The sequence below is a fragment of the Pseudomonas sp. JQ36 genome, from assembly GCF_053851495.1.
The window spans coordinates 1,437,396-1,463,086 of sequence record NZ_CM132642.1 but is presented as its reverse complement, the minus strand read 5'-3'; the positions used below and the strand labels follow the sequence as shown (position 1 = coordinate 1,463,086).

Below are 25,691 nucleotides of genomic sequence, written 5' to 3'. Positions count from 1 at the left end.
ACTTCCATCAACCCAAAGCGGTATCGAGGAACATCATCACGCCAAAGCCGAGCATCAAGCCGAGGGTCGCCGGGGTCTCGTGACCATTACGATGGGTCTCGGGGATGACTTCGTGCGACACCACGAAGATCATGGCCCCCGCAGCCAGACCCAGCGCAATCGGATAGCCCAGGGCGAAGCCACTCGACACACCCAGTCCGACCACTGCACCCAGCGGTTCCATCAAACCGGAGCCAATGGCGAACAGTGCCGCCCGCCAAGCCGAGATCCCGGTGACGCGCAAAGCCAGCGCAACCGCGAGTCCTTCGGGGATGTCCTGTATCGCGATGGCGGTCGTTAACGGCAGGCCCACTTTCATGTCGCCGTCCGCAAAACTGACGCCGATGGCCATGCCTTCCGGCAAGTTGTGCAGAGTAATCGCCAGGACGAAGAGCCAGACGCGATTGATGCGTTGAGCGTCGGGCCCACGCCTGCCGATCTGCTGATGCTCATGGGGTACAAAACGATCCAGACCGACCATCAGGGCAACGCCCAGGGCCAATCCACACACGACCACCGCGGCGGCCAGCAGCGGGTTGCCACACAGCGTTTGGGCAGCCTCGATTCCGGGCATAATCAGTGAGAAAGAACTGGCGGCCAGCATCATGCCGGCCGCGAACCCCAGCATAATGTCCTGGGTGCGTGAAGCGATATCGCGCAGGAAGATCGCCACCAAAGCACCCAATGCGGTCGCCCCGAAGCCTGACAGGCCACCCAGTGCAGCCAGACGCAGATTTCCCTTGTCAGCACCGACCAGTGCGCTGTACCCGCTGATCAGCAGCAGGCCGGTAACCAGCATCAGCGTTAACCAAAACAAGATGCCTGGCCAACCACCACTGGACGCGATGCTCCACACGCGAATGCAGTTCAGTTTCGCGCGCACATCCGCACCCTCGATCACTTATCTGAATCGGGCGCTTTGTCTTTCTGGATCTGCAGCGACGCCTTGCTTTTATCGCCATCCTTGTTTGGCGCATCATTCGAACCTTCAAAACAGCCCTGCAGCAGCAACATTGAGCAAAGCCCCAGACAGGCACAGATTGTTTTCATGATCGTCTCCCGCTAAATGATTCTGTGGCGAGGGCTCTCGCCACAGGTCTGCTTGCTCAGACGGCCGGCACCAGCGGTGCTGTCCCGTCCACCTCGGCCAGCGGCACAGCACTGCCGCCCGGCGTCAGGATGACCTTGCGGCAGTCTTCCTGTTTTTTGTCGAAGATCTTGTAGCCCTCGGCCGCCTGCTCGAGCGAGAGTCGATGACTGATGATTGCGTCCGGTTGCAGGCGCCCGGTTTCGATATGCCCCAGCAGTTCCGGCAGATAACGCTGCACATGGGTCTGCCCCATCTTGAACGTGAGGCCCTTGTCGAAAGCGTCACCGAACAGGAATCCATGGATAAACCCCGCGTACACCCCCGGCACACTGACCGAGCCGCCGCGGCGAACTGCCGCGATGCACTGACGCAGTGCCTTGCCGCTGCTGCCTTCGAGTTTGAGCGTGGCCAGCACCGTTTCGGTAGTGCTGCCTTTGGCCTCGAAGCCCACCGCATCAATCACGCCATCCACCCCACGGCTGCCGGGTGTCTGGCTGATGATGGTATCGGCCGGGTCGTCGTCCTCATCGAAATTGATCGGGATGACACCGTAGGTGCGTTGCGCATAGGCCAGTCGGTAGGCATGGTGATCAACCATGAAGATGCGCTCGACGCCGAGCATGCGGGCGCACGCCGCACTGAGCAGTCCGACCGGTCCGGCGCCATAGATCGCCAGACTCGAACCCTGGCCAACGCCCGAATTGATCACCGCCTGCCACGCGGTCGGCAGAATGTCGGAAAGGAACAAGACCTTCTCGTCCGCCAGCGTTCCCGGCACCTTGAACGGCCCGGTATTGGCTTTCGGCACCCTCACCAATTCGGCCTGGCCGCCCGGAATTCCGCCGTACATGCGGCTGAAACCGAACAGCGCAGCCGGCGGCGGTATGCGCTTTTTATTCATCGCCGCGCCCGGTCCGGCATTGGTTGTCTCACAGGCCGCGTACAGCGCCTGCTGGCAGAAGAAACAGTCGCCGCAAGCAATCACGAACGGAATCACCACTCGATCGCCGCGCTGCACCGCGGTCACTGCCGAACCTGTTTCCTCGACAATGCCCATGAACTCATGGCCGAAGATATCGCCATGCTCGACCGTCGGTATCTTGCCCCGATACAGGTGCAGATCCGAGCCGCAGATGGCTGTGGCGGTCACTCGCAGAATGATGTCGTCCGGTGCTTCAAGGATCGGATCCGGCACGGTTTCGACGCGTACATCGTGAGCGCCGTGGTAGGTCATTGCTCGCATGGTGCAATCCTCTGACGATGAAATTGAAGAACTCTCTCTTCAAATTCGGAAGGACTCCGCCACTGCGAGTTCACTCTGTTTTATGCATTCTGGATGAGCGGGATGGCGGCGCGGACTCAAGGCCGAATCCACAAATCAGTCAGCGCCTGCATCCTTCACGTCGATTTGCGAAATACCCACCAGACTGGCCTGCTCCAGAATCTCTTCAGCAGTCGAGTCCGCCGTTGGCATGATCAGACTGTTCTCACCATCCCCAAAATGCAGTTCCAGCAGATGCATGGCAGCGTCGTGAATGGATAGCTTCGACTGCTGCAGCGCGAGTTGATGCGTACGGGACTCGCCGTTGAACAGGTACTCGATGGTGTAATTGCGCATTGATAACCTCAAAATCAGAGTGGCAGACAACTACCCTGACTTGCCGGTCAATCTTTAGTTCAAGCAGATAAATGTTCTGCAGCTCAACTGCGAGAAAGCGTTTTCAGCCGCTCGACCAAAGCCGCTTCAAAAATCACGTACAGCCTTTCAGCATCGCCGGCACGCAGAACCTCGCTGGTTTCCAGCCCAAGCACGAAGCCATCCGCACGAGCCCCCGCCTTCACAGCGATGATCATCGAGTCTGCCCGGACAATCTGCGCCAGAAGCCGATCAGCTTCACGTTGCATCTTCTCGCTCAATACTACGCCTTCCACTTTCCTCACCCTGCATTCAATGCGACATCAAACTAAATGGTGTGATCAAGGCTACGCCGCCGATAACGGCGCCTCAAGCCTGACGCCAATGATCCTTCGCTATGGCAGCCATCAGGAACCTTTCATGTGAACGAATCCGTTTTGTTTAGTATCAAAACGGCAGTTTCAAAAGCGTTTAGCAGTCGCCAACTCGAACAATCATGACCGGAGAACAATGCATGCCTCTCAGTGACACCATTGACAGAGCGTTGCTAAGCGCAGAGGAACGTTCCTCTATCGCTGAAATTGAAGCTACGACCAATATTCTGCAACTCGTTACACGCATGACCGGGACGCGCTTCGCGGCGATCGCAAAATTCACCGACACGGACTGGATCGTCTGTTCCGCCTACGATCCGATCGAACTTGGGATCAACTCCGGCGACACGCTGGAATTGGAGACCACGCTGTGCAGCGAATTTCGCAGAGACCCTCAGGTGCTTTTCGTGCCGCAGATAAGTCGCGACGGCAGGTTTTCCACACGCCCGGTGGTAAAGCAATATTTGATTGAAAGCTACGCAGGTGCGCCGATTTTCCTTCCCGACGGACAACTTTGGGGCGCGTTGTGTGCACTGGACTCCAGGGCGGTCATTTTCGACGACCCGGATCTGGCGGACACGTTAGGCCTGTTCGCGAGACTGATCGGCTGTATCTTTTACGCGAATCTGACGGAGGCCGGCAGCGGCTACAGCAAGAACGTTTCAAGCGTTATCGGATAATAAGAAACAGCCCTGAATATTCAGGGCTGTTTCATTTGTGGCCTGTGAGAATTTTGCTCCACCTTGCTACAAGGTGTAGGAAACACCAACCTGCACGGTTCGCGGCGCCCCTGGGTAGGCATAGACGTTGCCGAATGCGCCCTCTTCATAATCCCGGTCAAACAGGTTTTTCACGTCGAGATTGAGCCGCACCTTGTCATTGATCTTGTAGAAGCTGAGCAAGTCGACGACCGTGTAGCTGCCCATCGAAAACGCAGTGTTGGCGGTTTGGCCGGCGCGCTCGTCGACGTACTTGAGGCCGGTGCCCAGCCCCAATCCTTTGAGCGTGCCGTCCTGGAACTCATACATGTTCAGCAGGCTGAAGCTGTTCTTCGGGATGTTCATCAGCCGCGTGCCAGAGCGCAGTACGTTGTCCTTGGTCACCTCGGCATCAACATAGGCGTAACCACCAATCACCCGCCATTCGGGGGTGAGGTTGCCGGCAACGTTGACGTCGAATCCACGACTGCGCACTTCGCCGGCCGCAACGCTGAAGGTCGAGTCAACCGGGTCGGTGGTCAAAACGTTGCGTTTTTCGATCTGGTAGATCGCCGCGTCGACACTCAACTGCTGATCCAGCGCTTCCCACTTGATCCCCATTTCATAGGACTTGCCCTTCTCCGGCTCGAATCCTCCACCCTGGCGACTGGCGCCGGTGTTCGGCTTGAAGGAGCGCGCGGTGTCGGCATAGACCGCCAATGTCTCGGTCAGGTCGTAGGTCACGCCGATGCGCGGAGTCACCGCGTTGTCACTGGCCTGCCAGCTCTTGCCACCGGGCACGTAAGTTTCGTAATCATGTTCGAAGCGCTCGAAACGCGCCCCGGCCAGCACCTTGAGTTTATCGGTCAACGCCACCTGGTCCTGCACGAACGCGGCATACGTCTTGAGGTTTTCCTTGTCGTTAGTCGGCGTGCGGGTGAGTGCCGGGCGCGGCTGGCCGTACACCGGATCAAAGATGTCGATCGGGTACGCACCGACGGCGCCGCTGGAGCGCTGGATGATCGACTTGTAGTCGTAATCTTCGTACTCGATACCGGTCAGCAACGTGTGCTGCAAACCCGCGGTATCGAAATGCCCGGTCAGATTGAGCTGGGTATCCTTGTCGGTCCACTCCAGCTTGCGGTAGTTGAAGTTGCGCCCGAGGGTGCGGCCGTCATCGGCAATGCCATTGGCCTCGATTGCGTTGCCCTTGAGCGAACCGTCGAGCCACTGGAAACCGCCGCCCAGGGTCCAGTCGTCGTTGAGCATGTGCTCGAAACGCAGTTGCGCCATGTTGTTGTCGTTATGCAGTTTGCCAGCGTCTTTTTCGCCGAAAAAACTGTCGCGCGAGGCGGTTCCGGTCTGCTTCGCGTAACGGGTAAGGCCGCGATCCAGAGGCGCATTGTTGCGCATGAAATCGCCTTCGAAAATCAGCTTGGTCGCGTCGGTTGCCTGCCAGGTGAGTACCGGTGCGATGCCGTAGCGCTCGGTTTCGACGTGATCGCGGAAGGTGTCGCCGCCCTCGCCCACAACGTTCAAGCGATAGGCCAGACGCCCCTCTTCGTCGAGCGGGCCGGAAGCGTCCAGCGTGCCGCGTTTCATGCCCTGATCGTTGAGTTGGCTGCCCAGGGTGACGCTGCTTTCAGGCAACGGCTGCTTGGACACCACGTTGAAGGTGCCGCCAGGATCACCCCGACCGTAGAGCATGGTGGCCGGGCCGCGCAGCACTTCGAGGCGTTCGATTGTGTTGGCATCCGGCATGTTCGGATAGCCGCGGTTGATCGGGAAACCGTTGCGATAAAACTCGCCAGTGGTGAAGCCGCGCACGGTAAACGTGGTCAGGCCCTGGCCACCGAAATTGTTCGCTCGCCCTACGCCACCGGCGTAGTCCAGCGCGTCCTGCAAACGGGTGGCGCCCAGATCTTCGACCGCATCCTTCGAGACCACACTGATCGACTGCGGAGTTTCGTGGATTGAGCTGTCGGTACGCGTGGCGCTGGCCGAGCGTGTCGCCCGATATCCCTGCACCGGGCCGTCTGCCCTTTCGTAATTCGCCGTACCGATGACATCGGTTGCGTCCAGCTCCAGCGTTGAGGGTGATGCCCCCGTTTGATCAGCCCATGAGGCAGGCGACAATGCTTGCAGCACACAAATGGAAAGCAGGGTTCGACGCATGGAGAGAGCAACCTTTACGAATAGGCCAAAGCAGGGGGTGAAACCGCCAAAAAACTCCCGCGCATGCTATACAAAATTATTCGCAATTAATACAGATTCCCATTAACAACGTTACTCCTGGTAAAGGAGACATCGTCGCTCAGCGCCCTGCCCCGCCGAATTTTCAGGTTCCGCCCGAGAGTCCCTCCGTAGTCTGGGCGAACCTCTCCCCGGCCTTGCGCACCAACCGGCGCCATTCAGTTGCTGTAATCAGCCCTTCCTGCTCCATCGTATCGGCCATTTTCAGCAACTCGTCGTATTGATCCTCGGCGTCCATGCGGATCTCCGGCTCTTCCAGTAATTTTCGCCAGGCGGCCAACGCCTGCTCTTTGCGAATGTCGCTCATGGTGATTACCCCCGGGTGACTTGTAAGTCGGTAGAGGGCTGCGGTTCTGGAGTGTTCAGCGGCGGCGACTGACGGCGCGACAGATGGTTTTCGTTGTGCCGCAATAAATGAAGCGGCCCAAAGCAGCCGTTGATCCACGACTGCCTTGGGCCGGAGAACGATTGCCCGCCAGGTCCGATCAGTGCGGGCTGGCCGTCGGCCGTACCACAATCTCACTCACATCCACATCGTCGGGCTGTTCGATGGCATAAGCGAGTGCTCGTGCAATGGCGTCGGCGTTGAGCGCCACACGCCGGAAGGCTTTCATTGCCTCGCGTGCCACCTCATCGGAAATCGTATCGGCCAGTTCCGACTCGACGACACCCGGGCACACCACCGTGACGCGGATCTTGTCGGTTTCCTGGCGCAAACCATCCGAGATGGCGCGGACGGCGAATTTGGTCGCGCAGTACACCGCGGCGGTTGGAGAGACCGCCAGACCGCCGATCGACGAGATATTGATAACCTGCCCGTACCCTTGCGCCTGCATGTCCGGCAAGACCGCAGCGATACCATGCAGCACCCCGCGCACGTTGACATCAAGCATCTGGTTCCACTCGTTGACCTTCAGCGAGGCCAGGGGAGACAGTGGCATCACGCCCGCGTTGTTGATGATCACGTCGACCTTGCCATGTTGCGCTTTGGCGAACGTCACGAACGCCTGCATCGATTGCAGATCCGTGACATCCAGTGCGCGGGCGCTGGCCGAGCCACCTGCGGCCTGGATCTCGCTGACCAGTTGGTCCAGACGCTCTGTACGGCGGGCACCGAGTACCACATGGGCACCTTTGCTGGCAATCAGCCTGGCCGCCGCTTCGCCAATACCACTGCTTGCACCGGTGATCAGCACGACTTTGTTGTGAATGTTCGACATATCCGTAGCTCCTGCTCTCAGCATTGAAGTTCAGCAGCGACCGCTGAAGTCGCGGGCGTTGCTGCGGGGGTACGTCGAAAAGATTAAGCGCACACGTCTGTGCGGCGCGTGCCGAAACCTGCGCAACTTTTGCCTATTCGTGTCGGTGTGCAGCAATCTGCAAAACAGATAAGGCAGCGATGCTCAAGCCCCACGGAACTCGCTGGGCGTTACGCCCACCTCGCGACGAAACACTTGAGAGAAGTGACTGGGGCTTGAATAGCCGACCTCCAGCCCGATGTCGATGACACTGCGCCCGGTCTCAAGCAACAGTTGCCGCGCGCGAATCATGCGCAAGCGGATGAAGTACTGCGAAGGCGAAAAACCCGTCGCACGCTTGAACAGACGGCTGAAGTGGTACTCGCTCAGCTCGGCCAGTCCGGCCAGTTTTGCCAGACTGAATTCAGCGCCCAGATCCGCACTCATGGCGTCAGTGACTTTGCGCAGTTTGTAGGCTTGCAAGGCGTTGCTCCGACGTCCGCCTCGGGCCTCGGCGCGATAGCTGCGCACCAGATGCACGGCCAGCGCCTGTGCCAGCGAGCGGGCAAACAGAGCGCTGGGTGAGCGCTCCAGAACCAATTCCGTGCGCAACTGCTCCATGACAAACGCGACGCGCGCATCGCGTGCCCCGGAAATATCACGCAAACGCACAGCGCCAGCGTACTCACCCGACAGCTCACGCGACGCGTGCTCGATCAGCGGCAGCCCCAGATAAAGGTGCATGACTTCAAAGGTATCGCCCCCATGAGTCTGCCAGCGCATCTCATAAGGCTCGTCGGAACTGGTTAGGAAAAAATCGCCAGCGCTGACCTCCGCTGCTTCCCACTCGCCACCCGGCACGCGCTCTTCCACCCTCGCCGACCCCGCCAGGACCAGGACGAGCAGCGGCTCCACCACCGCAGGCACGAGAATGGGTTCAACCACGCTGCCATGGGTAAAAAACCGGATCACGATGTCCTTGATTTCCGGACACGCCGGCAACGCCTGCGGCTCGCCCGGCAGGTAGTCTCCCATCGACTGCCCTGTGATGCGCAAGTCCTGGGAGGAAGTGGACTTCTGTTGCAACGCCGTTCGCCCGGTATTGGTCATGAACATGTCCTTTTGCTGAGATTCAGCGCAAACCCCCGACAGCCTGGGCAATCTCCCGAAAGCCGACCTCGCCCCGCTGCGAGACAGTAGGCCCGTCGCCGATGACAGCGCCTTGCGGGCGCCGACCCGGCCAATCCCTACTCGATCAAAATGCTGGAGAACATCATGACCGATATCAAGCACAGCACACCAAACGAAGTGGCCGGTAAAGTGGCTCTGATCACTGGCGCGGCCAGTGGCATCGGCAAGGCCATCGCACTACTGCTGCATGCCCGCGGCGCCAAAGTCATCGCCGAAGATATCAACCCTGAGGTAGAGGCGCTGGCTCGCCCCGGGCTGGTACCACTGGTAGCCGACATCACTCAGGACGGGGCCGCCGAACGCGCAGTCGCATTGGCCGTCGAGCAATTTGGCCGACTGGACATTCTGGTCAATAACGCCGGCATCATCATCAACAAGCTGGTCATCGACATGACTCGCGAAGACTGGGAGCGCATTCAGGCGGTCAATGCCACGGCGGCATTTCTACATAGCCGCGAAGCAGTCAAGGCGATGATGCCGAATAAATCCGGTTCGATCGTCAACATCGCGTCCTACGCCTCCTACTTCGCCTTCCCCACCATCGCCGCCTACACCGCTTCCAAAGGCGCACTCGCGCAACTGACGCGCACCCTGGCGCTTGAGGTCATTGGCCACGGCATCCGCGTCAATGCCGTCGGCGTCGGAGATGTGGTGACCAACATCCTCAACAATGTAGTCGACGATGGCCCGGCATTTCTCGCCCAACACGGCGAGGCCGCGCCGATCGGCCGTGCGGCACAACCGGAAGAAATCGCCGAAGTGGTCGCGTTCATCGCCTCGGACCGTGCCAGCTTCATGGTCGGTTCGGTGGTCATGGCCGACGGCGGCATGACCGTCACGGCCGGTTGAGCCATTACAGGAAAGATCCGCCCGCAAGCCCGAGAGGATCAGGCAAATCTGCGGCAGCTTTGTTCTGACACCTCTGCGCTCGGCTACGTAATCTGAAAGCACGCAACGGATGCAGACACAGGCCACGGCAGGCCGCTCGGATTGAATGAGGACTGAGGAGAAAAGCTGATGAAAAATGCCAAACAAACCACGCCTGACCATCGTTACGCCGGCATGTGGGTTACCGCCGATGGATTCATCCGTCACGAGCTTCTGACCACTGGGCGTTATGACGAAGCGCGTGGTAAAAATAACAGTGCTTATGAAGGTCGCTACGAAATAACCGGTGACTATATCCAGTACTGGGACGACACCGGCTTCACCGCTGACGGGCATTTTCATGACGACGTGCTGTATCACGCAGGCATGGTCCTTTATCGGCAATGAACACTTTAATGATGTCGGGTGAATATCGTCTGCCTGGACAGTTCCGGGCAGACGCTCATGGACACTTGTGAGAGCCTGAAATGCAACAGAGCGATGCTTTCATCCTGCAAAACACGGCCATCTACCGTGACGAACTGGTTCGCTTGCTGACGCAACGGTTTAGCGCACCCGGGGTCTATGAGACCGCCGTAGCGCCCTTGCATGTGATCCGTTTTGACGCACCTTCGGAGCTGATCCACACCGTGCACAAGCCGGCACTTTGCTTGATCGTGCAAGGACAAAAAGAAGTCGGCCTGGGTGACGACCATTACCTGTACGACCCGCTCAGTTACCTGGTGGTCTCAGTGACACTTCCCGTGTCCGGGCGCGTGCTGATGGCCAGCCCGGAGGCGCCCTATCTGTGTATCCGCATTGATTTCGAAGCCACGGAAATCGCGCAGGTCATCGCCGATGCGCCCCCGACGGGCGTCCCCGACGAGCCGGAGCTTGGCCTGTTCATTGAAAAGGTCGATGTGCCTCTGCTGGAAACAATGCTTCGGCTGGTCCGGCTGCTGGAAACACCGAAAGACATCGGCATGCTCGCGCCCCTCGCCCTTCGCGAGCTGTATTACCGGCTCCTGCGAGGTGTGCACGGTCGTCGCCTGTATGAGCTTGCCCTAGGTGACTCGCAAACACGCCGGGTAACGCGGGCAATCGATTGGCTGAACAACCACTACACCCAACCCTTGCGCATCGAAGAACTTGCCCGGGTCGCCAGTCTGGGCAGCTCCACATTGCATCATCAATTCAAGGCCGTGACGGCCATGAGTCCGCTGCAATACCAAAAACAGCTCCGCCTGCAGGAAGCCCGCCGCTTATTGCTCGGCGAAGGGCTGGATGTGGCGAGTGCCTGCTATCGAGTGGGCTACGAAAGCCCGTCGCAATTCAGCCGGGAATACAGTCGCCAGTTCGGGTGCCCGCCATCAAAAGACACCCAGCGGGTTCGCCGCCCGGCGTGAAAGTCAGCCCGACGGCGATCTATCGGATAAATGCCCACCGATCACTTCACAAACCGGTTACGCCCCAGCGCCTTGGCGTTATACAACGCCTGATCGGCGACCTCGATCAACCCTTGCAAGGATTGCAGTTGCGACCCCGAGGCCGTAGCGATGCCGATACTCACACTCAGCCGGCCGAACGGGCTGGAGGGGTGTGCGATATTCGCTTGCTCCAAGCGTTCCAGGATCAGCTGCGCCACCACCGCAGCACCGTCGCTGTCGGTGGCCGGCATGATCACGCTCATTTCTTCGCCGCCGTAACGCGCCACCAGATCCGACGGGCGCCGTACACAACCTTCGAGGATTGTCCCGACCTTCTGCAGGCAGGCATCGCCGGCGACATGCCCGAATGAATCGTTGAACAGCTTGAAGTAATCGATATCGATCATCAGCAACGCCAAGGTCGTGCCATCACGTTGCGCGCGCCGGGCTTCCATGGCGAGGCTCTCATCGAAGCAGCGCCGGTTGGCCAGACCGGTCAGGGCGTCCTTCATCGCCAGCAACTCCAACTGACGATTGGAGGAAAGCAACTGCTGCTGCGTCCCACGCAATTGGTCTTCAGCCCTGGTACGCCTGCGAATATCGAGAATCAGGAGCCAGCCGATGAGCCCGGTAAGCCCCAGCAACCCCGCGACCACCACTGCCGACAGCCAGGCTTCCATGCGCCATGCCGCAAGGGCTTCGCGCTTGCCCAGGGCGACGGTGGTGATCAGCGGCAGCCGGTCACTCTTGCGGAAGGCGTAGAGCCGCTCGACGCCATCGAGGCTGGAGGTAAACGACGCGGTACCGACGGACCGATCAACCAGATACTTCGCATAGATGGGCGACTTGGAAAAGTTGCGCCCCATGTCCTGCTCGCGGAACGGATAGCGCACCAGCAACGTACCGTCGGTATAGGACAAGCCGATAGCACCCTCCTGGCCCACATCGATCTTGCCGAACAGGCGCAGGAAGTTTTCGATCCCCAGAGTCACTGCCACCACCCCGGCAAACTCGCCGTGCGCGTCATTGAAACGGCGACTGACGGTGATCACCCACTCCTGATTGGAGCGGCTCTGGATCGGCGGACCGATAAAGGTTTCGCGGCTCGGATCATCGCGATGATGAATGAAATACACACGATCACTGCTGTTGGCCCCGGCCGGGATCGGTCGGTTGGACGACATCAGCCAACGGCCCTGATTGTCGTAAATGGTGATGCCGCTGAGCTGTGGCATCAGCGGTTCCTGACGGTTGACCAGTGCGCTCAGACGCTGGATCTGCGCGGGGCCACTGCCTTCGGTTTCCAGACGTTCGACGATCCCGAGCAGCAGCAACGAACTCTGGCGGACGATCCCTTCGGAATAAGTCGCCAGCGTCTGGGTCAGGTTCAAGCCATGAACGTTGACTTCCTCCAGTGCTCGCTCTCGAGAGGCCAACACTTTCCATACCGTCAGTGACCCGAGGGAACAACCGATCACCAACAACAAAAGCACAACCAGGCGGGTATCACGCTTCACATTACTACCTTTGGGAAAGTCCGGTTTCCGTTCCTGCGGCGGGTCGACCGACTCGATGACTGCAGCCGCGTGTCCTTGTCGCGCGCAAGGATACAAGCAGCACTGACTTGCTGCAGCAACAGATTATGTGACGCAAACAACATACTTCTGATATGTACTGCGTCGTCCGGAAAAAAGCGTGCTAACGACTTCAGGACAGGATTTGCGCTTGGCGAAACAGCGACAAGAATGCCAGACCAAACCATCGCCAGGCTTTCAGAATCCGCTTGGCGCCGCCAGCCTCAAGCCAACTTTCTGACGCCTGTTTAACGACCCTTTCCCGTTGTTTTGCCAAGCATAAAATTTTGGCACTTTTGCGCAACAAGTTGACATCCAAAAGCATGCCACGGGCCACCGATGTCATTAGAGTATGCGCCCTTAAAAAGGAAAGGACTCTTGATGACTCAGTCACTCTCACGGCGCGTTGTGGCGATTACCGGCGCCCTGGGGAATCTCGGCGAGACCCTGGCGGACATGGCCGCAGCCCAGGGCGCGGATCTGGTGCTGATCGATCAGGCGACAATGGCGATGCCCAGTTCCCACAATCGACTGGTCCTGTCCGGCATCGATCTGACCTCCCTTGCCGATTGCCAGGCCGTCGCCCACCAGATCAATCGCTATTTCGGTCGCCTCGACGCCCTGGTCAACGGCGCCGGCGGCTATGCGTGGGAGCCGTTGCTGGGCAGTGCGATAGAGGCCTGGGATCGGCTCTACTCGCTGAACCTTCGAACCGCATTGAACGCCAGCAAAGCCTTGCTGCCATTGCTGCTGCAATCCTCAGCGGGACGCATCGTCAATATCGGATCAAGCATGGCGGCGAAGGGCGGGTTGGGCATGGGTGCTTACGCCGCGTCGAAATCCAGCGTTTTGCGCCTGACCGAAAGCCTCGCCGAAGAACTCAAGGACATGAGCATCACGGTCAATGCCGTGTTACCGAGCGTGCTCGACACCCCGCAAAACCGTGAAGCCATGCCCGACGCCGAGCACCAGCGCTGGGTGACACCTGCGCAACTGGCGGCGGTCATCCTGTTTCTGATTTCGGAACAGGCTTCAGCGGTCACCGGCACCGGTATTCCGGTGATCGGGCGCATGTAGGGTCTATTGACGCCGCGCGCCTTGGCGACGTCGCTTTCTTCACCTTTCGGAAAAGCAAGATCACCGGATTACCGGACTTCCCCTCCCCCCATGCGACCCGCCACCTCCAGCGCTGCCTTCGTTAACCACGTCCTTGACGTCGCCGAGCAACACGGTTGCGATGGCGACTGGCTGTTGCGGCAAACCGGACTTTCACGCGAGCAGTTGTCCGACTCGATTGTGCGCATCCCCATGCGCCAGCTGCGTACCTTGCTGGAGCTGGCGGCGCTCAGCAGCAACCTGCCGCATTTCGGCCTGCTGGTCGGCGCCGCCGTGCGCCCGGGCACCTATGGCGTGCTGGGTTATGTGCTGATGACCAGCGCGACACTGGGCGAATCGCTGAACATGATTCTGCGTTTCGGCAAGATCGTTTACGACAGCCCTTCCAGCCAGACCCGGATCGTCATCGGCGACGGCCGCGTGACCCTCGAAGATCAGCGCATCAGTGAACTTGAGCCTTACTGCGCCCTGCATCAGGAAGCGCTGATGGTCGGCTGGGCAGCGTTCGGCCGCTGGTTGATCGCGAGTCATCAGCCGATGCTCGAAGTCCGGATGATGCATCCGGCGCTGGGTGAGCCGGCGCTGTACGAAGACTTTTTTGGCTGTCCGGTGCAGTTCGAGGCCGGTTGCAACGCGCTGGTGTTCGCCGAATCGACACTCTCGGCACGAATCCAGGGCGCCGACCCGCGCATGCATCGCAGCATGTTGCTGGAGGCCGACTGGCAGTTATGTCTGACGTACCCGGCATTTTCCGTGACCGACCGCTTGCGCGCGCTGCTCACCGAACAGTTGCCGACCGGTGATTTCAGCCTGAAAAGTCTGGCCCGGCAGTTGGCGATTTCGCCGCGCACCTTGCAGCGCAAACTGGCCGCCGAAGGGGAAAACTTCAATCAGGTGCTGGAAACCATGCGCATGGAACTGGCCGACCATTACCTGCGCCGCACCGAGACCAGCATCATGAACATCGCCCTGATGCTGGGTTACTCGCAGGCCAGTTCTTTCAGCCATTCCTTCCGTCAGGCACGCGGGATTTCACCGGCGGATTACCGCAAGTTGTTGCGCGCCAGATAAGCCCTATCACGGCTTCAGCTCCAGCAGTGGCTGGCCCTTTTTCACCACATAGGTCGCCAGTTCCACGCCTTTGTCCTGGCCGACGTTCTTCGCCACATGGGCCACGCCAGCCGGGATGAACAGCGAGTCCCCGGCCTTTAGCGTGACTGCCGGCCGCCCCTCCAACTGATACTCCAGCGTGCCGCTGAGCACATGCGCCACCTCGACACCGGGATGCGCATGCCGCGGCGCGGTGACACCCGGTTCGAAATCGATCCGCGCCTGTATCACCTCGCGATCCGCATCGCCCAGATCCTGACGAATCAGGTCGGTACGGCTCAGGCCCTGCTGCCAGCTCATGGCTTGAGTGTCTGCCGCCTGCGCCAGGCCGGTGAATGAAACCAGTGCGGCCACAGTGGCCAGAATCAGTGTGCGTTGCATGCAATTACCCTCTCGACAGTCATGGTGTGAAGGCCTGCACTGTGACTGCCGGGTGTAGCGGCGATGTGTCGAAAAACCCAGGTTTGGTCTCGCCGTGTATCGCGCGCAATGCTGGATACACGGCCATACAAAGCACACCGGCTGTGTATCACAGTGTGTACAGACACCCCGGCGATACATGAACTTGAATCACCGCGCTTTTTCGACATGGGCCAGATACGTCCCGGCGTTCAAATGCCTGCAAGGTTTGCCGGGCTCGGCCCGCACCTGCCCCCAACAGGCTTGCCAAGGAGACTTCAGCATGAAAAACGCAACATTCAACCGTATGAACATCCTCGCCGTGGCGCTGTTCGGCGCAATGGCAGCGACTCAAATGCCAACGGCCGCCGCCGCGCAACCGGCAACCGACGAGCACAGCGTCAGCTATTCCGCGCCCTCGCCGTTCGGCCCGCTCAAGCATGTGAAGGCCGGACTGCTGGATGTGGCATACGCCGAAACCGGTCCGGCGCAGGGGCCGGTGGTGATTCTGCTGCACGGCTGGCCGTACGACATTCATAGCTATGACGAGGTCGCGCCATTGCTTGCCGCCAAGGGGTATCGGGTGCTGATGCCATATGCGCGGGGGTATGGCGACACGCATTTCCTCTCGGACCAGACATTGCGCAACGGTCAGCCTGCGGCGCTGGCCAGCGACGTAATCGACTTCATGGATGCCCTGAACATCAAGCAAGCAGTGCTCGGTGGCTACGACTGGGGCGCACGCTCGGCAGACATCGTCTCGGCGCTGTGGCCGGAACGGGTCAAGGCATTGGTGTCGGTCAGCGGCTACCTGATCGGCAATCAGGCTGCCGGGCAAAATCCGTTGCCGCCCAAGGCCGAATTGCAGTGGTGGTATCAGTTCTACTTCGCCACCGAACGTGGCCGTGACGGTTACCGGAAAAACACCCACGACTTCGCCAAGCTGATCTGGCAGCTCGCCTCGCCGAAGTGGGCGTTCGATGACGCCACGTTCGACCGCAGCGCCAAAGCGCTGGAGAACCCCGATCACGTCGCGATCACGGTGTTCAACTACCGCTGGCGTCTGGGCCTGGTGCAGGGCGAACCGCAATACGCGGCGTTGGAACAGAAACTCGCCAGCGCCCCGTCGATCAGCGTGCCGACCATCACCCTCGAGGGCGATGCCAACGGCGCGCCGCACCCGGCGCCCGAGGATTACGCCAAACGTTTCACCGGCAAGTATCAGTTCCGCCTGATCAACGGCGGCATCGGCCACAACCTGCCGCAGGAAGATCCGCAGGCGTTTGCTCAGGCGGTGATCGACGCCGATCATCTCTGAGGCCAATGGCCGAAAACGCCTCGGTTTATTTGACCAGGCGTTTTTCCCTGGACGGTCGATAGCCGAAAAACGCGCTGTAGCATTTGCTGAAATGGCTCGGCGAAACGAAACCACAGGCCACCAGCACTTCCATCTGCGACAGCTCGGTGTGCTGCAACAGGCGCCGGGCTTCGGTGATGCGCAGTTCCAGGTAGTAACGCTGCGGTGTGGTGCCCAGTTGCTCCTTGAACAAGCGCTCCAACTGCCGCCGCGAGCGACCGGCGTACACCGCCAGTTGCTCCAGCTCCAGCGGTTCCTCGAGGTTGGCGTCCATCAGTTTGACCACCTCACGCAACGGTGCGCTGACGCAAAGGTTTTCATCCGGTTTGATCCGCCGGTACCGCGACTCCTCGAACGCCAGAATGTCCTCGATGCCTTCGACCAGCGCCTTTCCGTGCAGGCTCTTGATCCAGTCCAGCGCCATATGGAAAGCCCCGGAAGGACTCGACGCCGTGAGCCGGTCGCGATCGATCACATAAGGTTCGCTGCTGACCTGCGTGGCTTTGGCAATTTCGGTCAGCGCGGGGCGATGCTCCGGGTGGATCGCGCAACGATAGCCATCGAGCAGTCCGGCGCGGCCGAGAAACCACGCACCGTTCCACAAACCGGCCAGACTGACCCCGCGCTCCGCCGCCGAGCGCAGCAGGCTGATCAACTCCTCACCCGCCTTCAGCTCGGTGCGGTAGCCGCCGCACACCACCAACAAGTCCAGATCCGCAAGGCTGGCCATATCAATCCGCGCATCCGGGCGAATCACCAGCCCCAGATCGCTGATCACTTCACCCTCGCCCAAACCGAACGTGCGCGAGCTGAACAGTTCGGCGCGCAACAGGTTGGCGGTGATGATGGTGTCCAGCGCCTGGGTGAAGGCCGGCAGCGAAAAGTGTTCCAGCAGCAGAAAACCGGTGCGGGTGATGCGGGTCTCGGCGGATTGCTCATTCAGATAGCGGAGGTTTTTACCCTTCATGCCTCCGCTGAATTGACGTCGTTCGATCAAGGTCTGGCCCATCGGTCATGTTGTTATGCGCCGATAGTTGGCTCGATGGGCCAAAGAGTCAATCACGCTTGTGGCAACTGAATTGGCGGGACCTGATCCGCACGGTCAGACGACCGTTAGATAACCCGCACCGAGCCGGCCTTCCAGACGACCGAACAGCACGTAATGCTGATAACCGCTGGTGAACGCGCCCGTGGAAATCGCGTTTTTGACGTCCTGGTTCATATGCAGGTATTGCGCTTCATCGAAGTTCTCCGCACTGACTTCACCGGTTCGCCCAAGCTTTTCGCTTTCGACCGGCAGCCCCATGATCGTGCGCCGCTGGAAGTCGATAATGCGGTTGACGGCGTGACTTTCCAGCGGCCCCCGATTGGATTGCGTCGAGTAGATGTGCAAGCCGTTTTTTGCGCAGCGATTGCACATGTCGACGCAATTTTTCTGGGTGGACTTCAGGCCGGTCAATTGCGCCAGAGGCATATCCAGATACTTGCCGACCTGGTATTCGGTCTGATTGAAAACGGAACAGCACAAAACGGTATTGCCGTTGCAGTCAAGCACCAGCCAGTCATCCTTGAGCGAGCACGCTTGCTTGGGATACTGACGGACCAGATTGACCAGATCGTCGAAGGGCGGCAGCGCCAGCCTTTTCAGGGTTTCATGATCGGTATCTGTCACCGAAGGGTCGCGCTCGATCAGCGCCAGCGTTTTCTCCAGCGGCATCATCACTGAATACCCAGTGGAGAACTCGAAACCCAGACTCTGGCTGAATTCGCGCATCAGCCCTTCTTCTTCCATGTTGTCCAGATAACGGTGGTAGTAAACCTCGATGCGCGTACTCAAGCCATGTTGCTGCTTGAGTTCATGCAGTTTGATCATGTTGGCCTTGACCACTGCAATGTCGCCGCCCACGTGCCCCTGCTGGTAAGTCTCCTGGTAAAACCCGGACAACGAAATACGGAAGAACCACGGGTTGGCCAGCATGGCGGTTTCCATGTTCTTGGCCAGGTTCAAGTTGGAACTGATACCGCTCTGCAAACCGGCGGCATTGATGATCTCGACAAACTCACCGATTCGCGGGTGGATCAACGGCTCGGTCCAGTTGTACAGAAAGATCGTCTCGACCCCTTCGTTGCGGGCCTTCTCGACGATCTTGCGGAACATGTCGACTTGCATGGCTTTCTTGAAGTTGACGTTTTCCGAGTTGCCCATCGGGCACGAAGGGCAGCTTAAATTGCACGCACCGACAATATCGATGTACATGTTCATGACGGGTGACGCTCCTTGAGTGAATAGCGGTGCATCCACAGCTGGCGACTGTCATGGTTGGCATTATTCGTTAGTTATTTGACAGTCCCGGAGCGCGGCTCAGCAAGTTCCGGGCCATTGCCATGGAGCGCCATCAATTCCACGATCCAATTGATAAATACCCTTAGCTTTTGGCTGATATGCCGGTTCGGCGGGTACGCCACATAGAGCGGCATCGGCTCAAGTTGCCAGTCTTCGAACAGCGGCACCAACTCGCCCCGAGCCTGATGCGCGTGCGACATGTACCTGGGCAACCACAGCACGCCCATGCCGGCCAGACCTGCCGCAAGGTAGGCGTTGCCGTCATCGACGGCGAGCACGTGGCGGCCCTTGATCTGCAGGTGTTCGCTGCCATTGTGCAAGGCGTAAGGCACCGGTTTGCCGGTGCGCGCCCAGAGAAAACCGACCACCCGATGATGCGAGTCTTCCAGCTCGCGTGGATGCTGCGGCGTGCCGGCGCGGGCCAGATAACTCGGCGCGGCGAAGACCCCGAGCTGAAGATCGGCCACCCGCCGCGCCATCAGCGACTGATCGAGCAATTCGCCGCCGCGCACCACGCAGTCAACGTTCTCATCGATGATGTCGACGATGCGGTCGCTGACGCCCATGTCGATCTGAATATCCGGATAACGCGCATGGAACTCAGGCAATGCCGGCACCAGAATCAGCCTCGCCAACGGGCTCGGCACATCTACGCGCAAACGTCCTCTGGGCAATGCCGAGGCGCCGGACAGACCGGTTTCGGCGTCGTCCATATCGGCCAACAGCTTGATGACTCGCTCGTAATAGATCGCGCCATCGGCAGTGACGTTGACCTTGCGTGTGGTGCGATTGAGCAACTTGACCCGCAGCCGGGCTTCCAGCTGCTGGACGAGCTGAGTGACGGTGGTCTTGCTCATGTGCAAGGTCTCGGCCGCCTTGGTGAAACTGCCCGCCTCGACCACCCGGGCGAACGCCTGCATTGCATCGAAACGGTCCACTTTGCGCCCTCGGATTGTTTGGAATCTGCAAACAGTGAACGCCAAGCTTGCGCGTTTATCGCCACTGCGCAAGTCCCTACAGTCACTCCATCAACAACCACCAAACAATGATGGAGACACCCATGACCCAGCGCGACGTCGTTTTCCCACCAGCCCGCCATGCGCTTTACGAGCGCCATCGTTATTCGCCGGCGATTCGTTCCAACGGCTTTCTGTTCGTCTCCGGGCAAGTCGGCAGCCGTGAAGATGGTTCGCCCGAACCAGAGCTGCAGGACCAGGTGCGCCTGGCCTTCAACAACCTCAATGCGATCCTCGATGCCGCCGGTTGCAGCTTCGCCGACGCGGTGGACGTCACGGTGTTCATGATCGATCCGCAATCGACCTTCGAAACCATCTGGGAAGTGGTGCCGGAGTTCTGGGGCAGCGCACCGTATCCGACGATTACTGCGGTGGGCGTGACCTGGCTGGCCGGGTTTCAGTTCGAGATCAAGGTGATTGCCAAGCTGCGCGAAACGGCCTGATCGTCCGGCGGATTTGCGCCGAGGGCCGGCAGTCTTCAGACTGTCCGGCCCGCCAGCCTTTTCTCGACAACCGCCATGTCAGACCTGTTATTGAAGCCCGCCCTGCCCGGTATCGCCCTGCGACGCTGGCGCCTGCTGCATCGCGTCAAACAGACTCACGCGGCGCAGTTGTTCAACGTCACCCAGTCGACCATTTCCCGCTGGGAAAGTGGTGTGCAGGCGATGGAACCTGCCGCGCAGCAACAGCTGGAGCGCTTGCTGGCTGCGCGCCTGGACAGCGCCGCCGATCAGGTATTGGCGCGTCTGGTCGGGGAAAGTCAGCGGCCGATGCACCTGATCTGCGACCTCACCCATCGTCTGCTGGCCTGCTCTCCCGCGCGTGCTGCCGAGTTCACCCGCCCCTTGAGTACGTTGCTGGGGCAGTCGCTGTGGCGCTTCGCAACGCCGGAAATTGTGCTCAGAGAGTCGGCCCTGGCATCCATCGGCTGGCACGAGATCCAGGCGCCGCCGGCCGTGGAATTCAGCACCGGCAGCAATGCCTCCGACCTCGTGCCGATCCGCGCCGGCCGGTGCCGCTGGACGCGCATTGCGCTCTCCGACGGCAGCGCCGCGCGGCTGGTGGAAACTCTCTGAACGCATATTTTATGCGTGGACGCCGAGTCCTTGCGGTTCTAGGCTGAGCTTTTCGGCGTAATAAGCCAGGCAGACAAATGAACCTCGAAATGATCAAGGGCCGCCTCGAATTCCTGCGCGAAGCAGAAAAACTCAAGGACGTGCTGCGCAGCGCGCACACCTCCAGCGGCCGCACTGAAAGCACCGCCGAACACAGCTGGCGCCTATGCCTGATGGCGATTGTCTTCGCCGATCAACTGGCCGGCCTCGACCTGCTCAAAGTCCTGAAGATGTGCGTGATTCACGATTTGGGCGAAGCCATCAATGGTGACATTCCAGCGGTCAATCAGGCCGCGTTCCCCGACAAGGGTGAACAGGAACGCAACGACCTTCTGCTGCTGACCCGTGCGCTTGATGAGGCGCTGCGCAGCGAAATTCTGGCGCTGTGGGACGACTACGAAAATGCGCAGTCCGCCGAAGCCAAAGCGGTCAAGGCACTGGATAAACTGGAGACGCTGCTGCAACACAACCAGGGGCTGAACCCGGCGGATTTCGATTACGGTTTCAATCTGGGCTATGGCAAGAAGTACACCAGCGCCGACCCGGTCTTCGCCACCCTGCGTGAGCTGATCGACCAAGATACGCGACAGCGCATCAGCGACGGTCAAAACGGCAACGAGCGATCCTGAATAGGCCGATTCATCTCGGATCAATCCACTGGCAAGAAACGTGGAGCAAAACATCACCGAGCACCCGCGCTGGTCATTGACAGCGCGGCTGCGTATAACCTCGCCGTTTCGTCTAACCTGATTGAGCGCCCGCGCGCGACACCGCGCCCGGTGGCGCTTAGAATGCGACGCTCATGAAACGGAGATTTCCATGCTCAAACGAACCCTGGCACTGACTGCTGGTCTGGCCCTGTCTTTTTCTGCTCTGGTGGCACATGCCGCCGATGTGTTGCGGGTCAGCGCGATCCCCGACGAAGCCCCGACCGAATTGCTGCGCAAGTTCGAGCCGCTGGGCGCGTATCTGGAGCAGCAGTTGGGCATGAAAGTGCAGTTCGTTCCCGTGGCCGACTATCCGGCGGTGGTCGAAGCGCTGGCGACCGACCGCCTCGACATGGCCTGGCTGGGCGGTTTCACCTTTGTTCAGGCACGCCTGAAGACCGACGCCACCACCCCGGTGATCCCGCTGGTGCAGCGCGAGCAGGACGCGCAGTTCACCAGCAAATTCATCACCGCCGACCCGAACGTGAAGAGCCTGGCCGACCTCAAGGGCAAGACCTTTGCCTTCGGTTCGGTGTCGTCCACCTCCGGCAGCCTGATGCCGCGTTACTTCATGCTGAAGAACGACAACATCAAGCCGGAAGCCTATTTCAGTCGCGTCGCCTATTCCGGCGCGCATGACGCCACTGTCGCCTGGGTCCAAGCCGGCAAGGTCGATGCCGGTGTGCTGAATGCAAGCGTCTGGCAGAAACTGGTGGACGCCGGCAAGGTCGACACCAGCAAGGTCAAGGTTTTCGCCACCACCCCGGCCTACTTCGATTACAACTGGACCGTGCGCGGCACCCTCGACCCGGCGCTGGCGGCAAAGATCAAAAAAGCCTTCCTCGACCTCGACCCGGCCAACCCCGAGCAGAAGAAGATTCTTGATCTGCAGGCGGCCAGCCGCTTCATCGACACCAAGCCCGAAAACTACAAGGGTATCGAGGAAGCTGCTCGCGCTGCCGAACTGTTGAAATGACCCTGAGCCTCACACAAGCCCGTCTGCACCACGCCAACGGGGTCGATGCGCTGCGTGGCATCGACCTGCAGATTGGCGCGGGCGAACAGGTGGCGATCATCGGCCCTTCCGGGGCCGGCAAATCCAGTCTGTTGAACTTGCTGGCCACCGCATTGCGCCCCAGCAGCGGTGAAATCGAGGTGCTGGGCGAACGCCCTTGGCACCTCTCCGCCGGTCAACGGCAACGCCTGCGCGCACGTATTGGCCTGGTGCATCAAGCCCCACCGCTGCCGCCGCGCCAGCGCGTGGTGACGGCGGTGCTGGCCGGCAAACTCGGCCAGTGGAGTTTAGGCAAGAGCCTGCTGAATCTGCTGCATCCCACGGATATTCCCGGTGCCCGTGCGGCCCTCGCCCGGCTGGATCTGGGCGACAAACTCTTCGCTTACTGCCAGCAATTGTCCGGCGGCCAATTGCAGCGCGTGGGCATTGCCCGAGTGCTGTATCAGGCACCGGAGATTCTGCTGGCGGACGAACCGGTGTCGGCGATGGACCCGGTGCTCGCCGGGCACACCCTGTCGATCCTCTCGCAGCACGCCCGGGCACATAACGTCACGCTGGTGGCGAGCCTGCATGCGGTGGAACTGGCGCTGGCGCACTTTCCGCGCATCATCGGTTTGCGCGACGGCCAGATCCTGTTTGACAGCCCGGCCGAACAGGTCAGCCGCGAGATGCTCGATACGCTGTACGCCAACGAGCAATTGCAAAGCCCGACGACGCCCAGTGCGCCGCTGATTGTGCAGATCCCGCGATGCTGAGGGCCGATTCACGCGACCCGGCCGCCGCGCCGCGATTGTTGCTGACCCTGCTGGCGATCGCCCTGCTGTGGCCGGGGATCCAGCTCAGCGAACTGGACCTTGGCGTGCTGCTGCACAGCGACAGCCAGACCGAAATGGGTCGCTTCATCGCAGGCTTCTGGCCACCTGCGCATGACCACGATTTTCTTCAATTACTGCTCAAGGCCACCCTGCAAACCCTGGCCATCGCAACCGCCGGCATGGCGTTGGCGTTGCTGCTGGCGGTGCCGGCCAGCCTGGTTGCCAGTCGCGCGCTGTCGCTGTCGGCCGCGTCGCGCGGCGGCATTCCGAGTCGAATCGGGCGCTTGCTGCGCTGGCCGGTGCGCGGGCTGCTGATCTTCCTGCGCAGCGTGCCGGAGATCGTCTGGGCGCTGCTGTTCGTGCGCGCCGTGGGCCTCGGCCCGGCGGCCGGTGTACTGGCGATCGCCATCACCTACAGCGGCATGCTCGGCAAGGTCTACGCGGAGATTTTCGAGTCCACCGACCAGCGTCCGGCACACGCCTTGATGCAGGCCGGCAGCGGACGGCTCGCGGCGTTCGCCTACGGGATTCTGCCGAATGTCGCGGCGGAGCTGCTGTCGTACACGGTGTATCGCTGGGAGTGCGCGATTCGTGCGTCAGTGGTGATGGGGTTTGTCGGCGCCGGTGGCCTCGGCCAGCAGATCGACCTGTCGTTGCGCATGTTCGCCGGCGGTGAAGTGGCGAGCATGTTGCTGACGTTCCTGATTCTGGTGCTCGGTGCCGACCAACTCAGCCGCCTGCTGCGCTGGAGGCTGACATGAATCGCCTGATCAATCTGTTGCTGATTGTCGGCATTGGCGTCGCGGTCATCGCCTCGTTCGGCTACCTCGAACTCGACCTCGGTGAACTCGGCAGCGCCACCAGCCTCAAGCAGATGGGTGCCTATGCGCAGCGCTTTCTCAGCCCGGATTTGAGCGCCACACATTTGCAGGCGATCCTCAAGGGCGCGCTGGAAACCCTCGCCATGTCGGCCCTCGGCACCCTGCTCGCAGCGGTGTTCGGCATCCTCCTCGCGCTGCCCGCCGCCGGACGCTTCGGCTGGCCGCTGAAAAGCGCTTCGCGCCTGCTGCTCAACGGCCTGCGAGCGATTCCGGAACTGGTGTGGGCGGCACTGATGGTGCTCGCCGCCGGCCTCGGCCCGAATGCCGGCACCCTGGCGCTGGCCCTGCACACCACCGGCGTGCTCGGCCGGTTGTTCGCCGAAGCACTGGAAAACACCCCGCCGGAACCGGCCGAAGCGATCCGCTTGCAGGGCGGCAACCCGGTGCTCGCGTTCTGCTACGGCACCCTGCCCAACCTTGCCCCACAATTGCTCGCGTATTGCCTGTATCGCTGGGAAAACAACATCCGCATGGCCAGCGTGCTGGGCTTCGTCGGTGCCGGGGGTTTGGGGCAGATGCTGTATGTCAGCCTCAGCCTGTTTCAGGAAGCGCAGGCGAGCACGGTGATTCTGGCGATGCTGATTCTGGTGCTGGGCGTGGATTCGCTGAGTGCCTGGAGCCGGCAGCGCTGGGTCAAGGCCTGACGGGCAAGCCTCAGGGCGCTGTCGCCAAGCGATACTGGCGCGGGGTAAATCCGGTCGAAGCCTTGAACTGACGGGTGAATGCGCTGTGGTCGGTATAACCGCACTGCAGCGCCACTTCGGTGATCGGCAACTCGCCGTGCAACAGCCGATGCGCATGCTCAAGACGGACTTTCTGGATCATCTGCCGCGGCGTCAGGTGGAACACTCGCTTGCAGTAACGCTCCAGTTGCGCCACGGAAATCCCGGCGATGCGCGTCAGTTCGCCGAGGCTGACGCGGCTGGCGAAATTCGCCCGAATGTACTCGTCCACCGCCGCCAGTCGCTGATACGCCGGATGGGTTTCGCTGGCGGTTTGCAGGTCGACGGAAATTCCCGCCAGGCCGATGATCCGGTTGTCGCGGTCGTACAGCGGACGCTTGTGGGTCAGGCACCAGCCCGGTTCGCGGCTACCGTACAGATGCAGCTCCAGCTGATCTTCCAGCACAAACCCTTCTTCCAGCACGCGCCGATCCTGCTCGGTGTAGCCCGGGCCCAATTGCGCCGGAAACACCTCGGCGCTGGTCTTGCCCAGTAACGGTCGCAGGTCTTTCAAACCGCAGCGCTGCACCAGCGTCTGGTTGGCCATGACGTAGCGCGCCTGCAGATCCTTGATGAAGATCGCCGCGTTGGGAATCACGTCGAGCATCGGCAACAGCAGCGCCACGCCGGCGAGCAGATCGTCGAGGCATTGCGGTCGGCTCGCTTCGTTGTGCTGGCTCAGGATCGCAAACGCGTTCTGCGGCATG

Annotated in this window: 29 protein-coding genes; 14 read left to right on the top strand and 15 right to left on the bottom strand. The window is 60.5% G+C overall.

Annotated elements, in window-relative coordinates; all coding sequences use genetic code 11:
- Positions 1 to 7: 7 nt before the first annotated feature.
- The 5 genes from ACS4NR_RS06445 to ACS4NR_RS06425 form a co-directional block, all read right to left on the bottom strand.
- The gene (locus ACS4NR_RS06445) at positions 8 to 838 is read right to left on the bottom strand and encodes a ZIP family metal transporter (protein ID WP_456020361.1); all 831 of its coding nucleotides are present in this window, start codon (positions 836 to 838) and stop codon (positions 8 to 10) included.
- 98 nt (positions 839 to 936) lie between these two features.
- Positions 937 to 1,089 carry a hypothetical protein gene (locus ACS4NR_RS06440; RefSeq protein ID WP_166496978.1) on the bottom strand — a complete coding sequence of 51 codons (153 nt, stop codon included), beginning with the start codon at positions 1,087 to 1,089 and terminating at the stop codon, positions 937 to 939.
- Between the two features lie 56 nt (positions 1,090 to 1,145).
- On the bottom strand, positions 1,146 to 2,372 hold the full coding sequence (locus ACS4NR_RS06435) for a zinc-dependent alcohol dehydrogenase (protein WP_095135418.1): 1,227 nt from the start codon (positions 2,370 to 2,372) through the stop codon (positions 1,146 to 1,148).
- 135 nt (positions 2,373 to 2,507) lie between these two features.
- Entirely contained in the window at positions 2,508 to 2,747 is a 240-nt protein-coding gene (locus tag ACS4NR_RS06430; RefSeq protein WP_456019427.1) for a hypothetical protein, read from the bottom strand.
- 83 nt (positions 2,748 to 2,830) lie between these two features.
- Entirely contained in the window at positions 2,831 to 3,061 is a 231-nt protein-coding gene (locus tag ACS4NR_RS06425; RefSeq protein ID WP_096796848.1) for a hypothetical protein, read from the bottom strand.
- A 218-nt stretch (positions 3,062 to 3,279) separates the two neighbouring features.
- Between ACS4NR_RS06425 and ACS4NR_RS06420 the strand changes: the two genes are divergently transcribed.
- Entirely contained in the window at positions 3,280 to 3,819 is a 540-nt protein-coding gene (locus ACS4NR_RS06420) for a GAF domain-containing protein (protein WP_095135414.1), read from the top strand.
- A gap of 66 nt (positions 3,820 to 3,885) precedes the next feature.
- On the opposite strand, the gene ACS4NR_RS06415 is transcribed toward ACS4NR_RS06420, so the two are convergent.
- The 4 genes from ACS4NR_RS06415 to ACS4NR_RS06400 all read right to left on the bottom strand — a co-directional run bounded on the left by ACS4NR_RS06415 (position 3,886) and on the right by ACS4NR_RS06400 (position 8,438).
- Entirely contained in the window at positions 3,886 to 6,012 is a 2,127-nt protein-coding gene (locus ACS4NR_RS06415; RefSeq protein WP_456019426.1) for a TonB-dependent siderophore receptor, read from the bottom strand.
- 163 nt (positions 6,013 to 6,175) lie between these two features.
- Positions 6,176 to 6,397: a hypothetical protein gene (locus ACS4NR_RS06410; protein ID WP_456019425.1), complete on the bottom strand. Its 222-nt coding sequence runs from the start codon at positions 6,395 to 6,397 to the stop codon at positions 6,176 to 6,178.
- 178 nt (positions 6,398 to 6,575) lie between these two features.
- Positions 6,576 to 7,310, bottom strand: a complete 735-nt coding sequence (locus tag ACS4NR_RS06405) for an SDR family oxidoreductase (protein WP_095135408.1) — start codon at positions 7,308 to 7,310, stop codon at positions 6,576 to 6,578.
- Positions 7,311 to 7,493: 183 nt separating this feature from the next.
- Positions 7,494 to 8,438, bottom strand: a complete 945-nt coding sequence (locus ACS4NR_RS06400) for a helix-turn-helix domain-containing protein (RefSeq protein ID WP_456020360.1) — start codon at positions 8,436 to 8,438, stop codon at positions 7,494 to 7,496.
- Positions 8,439 to 8,603: 165 nt separating this feature from the next.
- Between ACS4NR_RS06400 and ACS4NR_RS06395 the strand changes: the two genes are divergently transcribed.
- From ACS4NR_RS06395 to ACS4NR_RS06385, 3 genes are all read left to right on the top strand, one after another.
- Positions 8,604 to 9,368, top strand: coding sequence for an SDR family NAD(P)-dependent oxidoreductase (locus tag ACS4NR_RS06395; protein ID WP_204895496.1), 765 nt, complete (start codon positions 8,604 to 8,606; stop codon positions 9,366 to 9,368).
- Positions 9,369 to 9,536: 168 nt separating this feature from the next.
- Entirely contained in the window at positions 9,537 to 9,794 is a 258-nt protein-coding gene (locus ACS4NR_RS06390; RefSeq protein ID WP_456019424.1) for an Atu4866 domain-containing protein, read from the top strand.
- Between the two features lie 80 nt (positions 9,795 to 9,874).
- The gene (locus tag ACS4NR_RS06385) at positions 9,875 to 10,792 is read left to right on the top strand and encodes an AraC family transcriptional regulator (protein ID WP_096796854.1); all 918 of its coding nucleotides are present in this window, start codon (positions 9,875 to 9,877) and stop codon (positions 10,790 to 10,792) included.
- A gap of 41 nt (positions 10,793 to 10,833) precedes the next feature.
- Here the strand turns inward: ACS4NR_RS06385 and ACS4NR_RS06380 are convergent, their stop codons facing one another.
- Positions 10,834 to 12,330: a sensor domain-containing diguanylate cyclase gene (locus ACS4NR_RS06380; protein ID WP_456019423.1), complete on the bottom strand. Its 1,497-nt coding sequence runs from the start codon at positions 12,328 to 12,330 to the stop codon at positions 10,834 to 10,836.
- Between the two features lie 438 nt (positions 12,331 to 12,768).
- Here ACS4NR_RS06380 and ACS4NR_RS06375 point away from each other — a divergent pair, with 438 nt between their 5' ends.
- On the top strand, positions 12,769 to 13,464 hold the full coding sequence (locus ACS4NR_RS06375; protein WP_456019422.1) for an SDR family NAD(P)-dependent oxidoreductase: 696 nt from the start codon (positions 12,769 to 12,771) through the stop codon (positions 13,462 to 13,464).
- Between the two features lie 90 nt (positions 13,465 to 13,554).
- Positions 13,555 to 14,574: an AraC family transcriptional regulator gene (locus ACS4NR_RS06370; RefSeq protein ID WP_456019421.1), complete on the top strand. Its 1,020-nt coding sequence runs from the start codon at positions 13,555 to 13,557 to the stop codon at positions 14,572 to 14,574.
- Positions 14,575 to 14,580: 6 nt separating this feature from the next.
- On the opposite strand, the gene ACS4NR_RS06365 is transcribed toward ACS4NR_RS06370, so the two are convergent.
- Positions 14,581 to 14,994 carry a cupin domain-containing protein gene (locus ACS4NR_RS06365; RefSeq protein WP_095135391.1) on the bottom strand — a complete coding sequence of 138 codons (414 nt, stop codon included), beginning with the start codon at positions 14,992 to 14,994 and terminating at the stop codon, positions 14,581 to 14,583.
- A 301-nt stretch (positions 14,995 to 15,295) separates the two neighbouring features.
- Between ACS4NR_RS06365 and ACS4NR_RS06360 the strand changes: the two genes are divergently transcribed.
- Positions 15,296 to 16,330 (top strand): alpha/beta fold hydrolase, encoded by a 1,035-nt coding sequence (locus tag ACS4NR_RS06360; protein ID WP_456019420.1) that lies wholly within the window; start codon positions 15,296 to 15,298, stop codon positions 16,328 to 16,330.
- 25 nt (positions 16,331 to 16,355) lie between these two features.
- Here the strand turns inward: ACS4NR_RS06360 and ACS4NR_RS06355 are convergent, their stop codons facing one another.
- From ACS4NR_RS06355 to ACS4NR_RS06345, 3 genes are all read right to left on the bottom strand, one after another.
- Complete coding sequence (locus tag ACS4NR_RS06355; protein ID WP_443534525.1) at positions 16,356 to 17,378, bottom strand: GlxA family transcriptional regulator; 1,023 nt, start codon at positions 17,376 to 17,378, stop codon at positions 16,356 to 16,358.
- Between the two features lie 93 nt (positions 17,379 to 17,471).
- Positions 17,472 to 18,632, bottom strand: coding sequence for a radical SAM protein (locus ACS4NR_RS06350; protein ID WP_456019419.1), 1,161 nt, complete (start codon positions 18,630 to 18,632; stop codon positions 17,472 to 17,474).
- Between the two features lie 74 nt (positions 18,633 to 18,706).
- A complete protein-coding gene (locus ACS4NR_RS06345) occupies positions 18,707 to 19,651 on the bottom strand; it encodes a LysR substrate-binding domain-containing protein (RefSeq protein WP_456019418.1) in 945 nt (314 codons plus the stop codon).
- A 122-nt stretch (positions 19,652 to 19,773) separates the two neighbouring features.
- Between ACS4NR_RS06345 and ACS4NR_RS06340 the strand changes: the two genes are divergently transcribed.
- The 7 genes from ACS4NR_RS06340 (at position 19,774) to phnE (ending at position 24,906) form a co-directional block, all read left to right on the top strand.
- Positions 19,774 to 20,172, top strand: a complete 399-nt coding sequence (locus ACS4NR_RS06340) for a RidA family protein (protein WP_095135371.1) — start codon at positions 19,774 to 19,776, stop codon at positions 20,170 to 20,172.
- 75 nt (positions 20,173 to 20,247) lie between these two features.
- Positions 20,248 to 20,805, top strand: a complete 558-nt coding sequence (locus ACS4NR_RS06335; RefSeq protein WP_456019417.1) for a helix-turn-helix domain-containing protein — start codon at positions 20,248 to 20,250, stop codon at positions 20,803 to 20,805.
- Between the two features lie 77 nt (positions 20,806 to 20,882).
- On the top strand, positions 20,883 to 21,473 hold the full coding sequence (locus tag ACS4NR_RS06330) for an HD domain-containing protein (protein ID WP_166496958.1): 591 nt from the start codon (positions 20,883 to 20,885) through the stop codon (positions 21,471 to 21,473).
- Between the two features lie 190 nt (positions 21,474 to 21,663).
- Complete coding sequence (locus tag ACS4NR_RS06325; RefSeq protein ID WP_095135363.1) at positions 21,664 to 22,527, top strand: putative selenate ABC transporter substrate-binding protein; 864 nt, start codon at positions 21,664 to 21,666, stop codon at positions 22,525 to 22,527.
- Complete coding sequence (locus ACS4NR_RS06320) at positions 22,524 to 23,321, top strand: phosphonate ABC transporter ATP-binding protein (RefSeq protein WP_456019416.1); 798 nt, start codon at positions 22,524 to 22,526, stop codon at positions 23,319 to 23,321. The genes ACS4NR_RS06325 and ACS4NR_RS06320 overlap by 4 nt, the downstream gene beginning before the upstream one ends.
- Positions 23,315 to 24,142 (top strand): PhnE/PtxC family ABC transporter permease, encoded by an 828-nt coding sequence (locus ACS4NR_RS06315; protein ID WP_456019415.1) that lies wholly within the window; start codon positions 23,315 to 23,317, stop codon positions 24,140 to 24,142. Before ACS4NR_RS06320 ends, ACS4NR_RS06315 begins: the two co-directional genes overlap by 7 nt.
- Positions 24,139 to 24,906 carry a phosphonate ABC transporter, permease protein PhnE gene (phnE, locus tag ACS4NR_RS06310; RefSeq protein ID WP_456019414.1) on the top strand — a complete coding sequence of 256 codons (768 nt, stop codon included), beginning with the start codon at positions 24,139 to 24,141 and terminating at the stop codon, positions 24,904 to 24,906. Before ACS4NR_RS06315 ends, phnE begins: the two co-directional genes overlap by 4 nt.
- A 10-nt stretch (positions 24,907 to 24,916) precedes the next feature.
- Here the strand turns inward: phnE and ACS4NR_RS06305 are convergent, their stop codons facing one another.
- Complete coding sequence (locus ACS4NR_RS06305; RefSeq protein WP_456019413.1) at positions 24,917 to 25,690, bottom strand: helix-turn-helix domain-containing protein; 774 nt, start codon at positions 25,688 to 25,690, stop codon at positions 24,917 to 24,919.
- Position 25,691: the final 1 nt, after the last annotated feature.

Excerpts from the sequence above, each read along its gene's own strand:
- phnE (WP_456019414.1), top strand. The coding sequence starts at position 24,139 with ATGAATCGCCTGATCAATCTGTTGCTGATTGTCGGCATTGGCGTCGCG.
- ACS4NR_RS06435 (WP_095135418.1), bottom strand. The coding sequence starts at position 2,372 with ATGCGAGCAATGACCTACCACGGCGCTCACGATGTACGCGTCGAAACC.
- ACS4NR_RS06445 (WP_456020361.1), bottom strand. The coding sequence starts at position 838 with ATGCTGGTTACCGGCCTGCTGCTGATCAGCGGGTACAGCGCACTGGTC.
- ACS4NR_RS06315 (WP_456019415.1), top strand. The coding sequence starts at position 23,315 with ATGCTGAGGGCCGATTCACGCGACCCGGCCGCCGCGCCGCGATTGTTG.
- ACS4NR_RS06440 (WP_166496978.1), bottom strand. The coding sequence starts at position 1,089 with ATGAAAACAATCTGTGCCTGTCTGGGGCTTTGCTCAATGTTGCTGCTG.
- ACS4NR_RS06365 (WP_095135391.1), bottom strand. The coding sequence starts at position 14,994 with ATGCAACGCACACTGATTCTGGCCACTGTGGCCGCACTGGTTTCATTC.
- ACS4NR_RS06410 (WP_456019425.1), bottom strand. The coding sequence starts at position 6,397 with ATGAGCGACATTCGCAAAGAGCAGGCGTTGGCCGCCTGGCGAAAATTA.
- ACS4NR_RS06350 (WP_456019419.1), bottom strand. The coding sequence starts at position 18,632 with ATGAACATGTACATCGATATTGTCGGTGCGTGCAATTTAAGCTGCCCT.
- ACS4NR_RS06390 (WP_456019424.1), top strand. The coding sequence starts at position 9,537 with ATGAAAAATGCCAAACAAACCACGCCTGACCATCGTTACGCCGGCATG.
- ACS4NR_RS06305 (WP_456019413.1), bottom strand. The coding sequence starts at position 25,690 with ATGCCGCAGAACGCGTTTGCGATCCTGAGCCAGCACAACGAAGCGAGC.
- ACS4NR_RS06375 (WP_456019422.1), top strand. The coding sequence starts at position 12,769 with ATGACTCAGTCACTCTCACGGCGCGTTGTGGCGATTACCGGCGCCCTG.
- ACS4NR_RS06330 (WP_166496958.1), top strand. The coding sequence starts at position 20,883 with ATGAACCTCGAAATGATCAAGGGCCGCCTCGAATTCCTGCGCGAAGCA.
- ACS4NR_RS06370 (WP_456019421.1), top strand. The coding sequence starts at position 13,555 with ATGCGACCCGCCACCTCCAGCGCTGCCTTCGTTAACCACGTCCTTGAC.
- ACS4NR_RS06320 (WP_456019416.1), top strand. The coding sequence starts at position 22,524 with ATGACCCTGAGCCTCACACAAGCCCGTCTGCACCACGCCAACGGGGTC.
- ACS4NR_RS06395 (WP_204895496.1), top strand. The coding sequence starts at position 8,604 with ATGACCGATATCAAGCACAGCACACCAAACGAAGTGGCCGGTAAAGTG.
- ACS4NR_RS06340 (WP_095135371.1), top strand. The coding sequence starts at position 19,774 with ATGACCCAGCGCGACGTCGTTTTCCCACCAGCCCGCCATGCGCTTTAC.
- ACS4NR_RS06325 (WP_095135363.1), top strand. The coding sequence starts at position 21,664 with ATGCTCAAACGAACCCTGGCACTGACTGCTGGTCTGGCCCTGTCTTTT.
- ACS4NR_RS06385 (WP_096796854.1), top strand. The coding sequence starts at position 9,875 with ATGCAACAGAGCGATGCTTTCATCCTGCAAAACACGGCCATCTACCGT.
- ACS4NR_RS06415 (WP_456019426.1), bottom strand. The coding sequence starts at position 6,012 with ATGCGTCGAACCCTGCTTTCCATTTGTGTGCTGCAAGCATTGTCGCCT.
- ACS4NR_RS06420 (WP_095135414.1), top strand. The coding sequence starts at position 3,280 with ATGCCTCTCAGTGACACCATTGACAGAGCGTTGCTAAGCGCAGAGGAA.
- ACS4NR_RS06335 (WP_456019417.1), top strand. The coding sequence starts at position 20,248 with ATGTCAGACCTGTTATTGAAGCCCGCCCTGCCCGGTATCGCCCTGCGA.
- ACS4NR_RS06405 (WP_095135408.1), bottom strand. The coding sequence starts at position 7,310 with ATGTCGAACATTCACAACAAAGTCGTGCTGATCACCGGTGCAAGCAGT.
- ACS4NR_RS06430 (WP_456019427.1), bottom strand. The coding sequence starts at position 2,747 with ATGCGCAATTACACCATCGAGTACCTGTTCAACGGCGAGTCCCGTACG.
- ACS4NR_RS06400 (WP_456020360.1), bottom strand. The coding sequence starts at position 8,438 with ATGACCAATACCGGGCGAACGGCGTTGCAACAGAAGTCCACTTCCTCC.
- ACS4NR_RS06355 (WP_443534525.1), bottom strand. The coding sequence starts at position 17,378 with ATGGGCCAGACCTTGATCGAACGACGTCAATTCAGCGGAGGCATGAAG.
- ACS4NR_RS06360 (WP_456019420.1), top strand. The coding sequence starts at position 15,296 with ATGAAAAACGCAACATTCAACCGTATGAACATCCTCGCCGTGGCGCTG.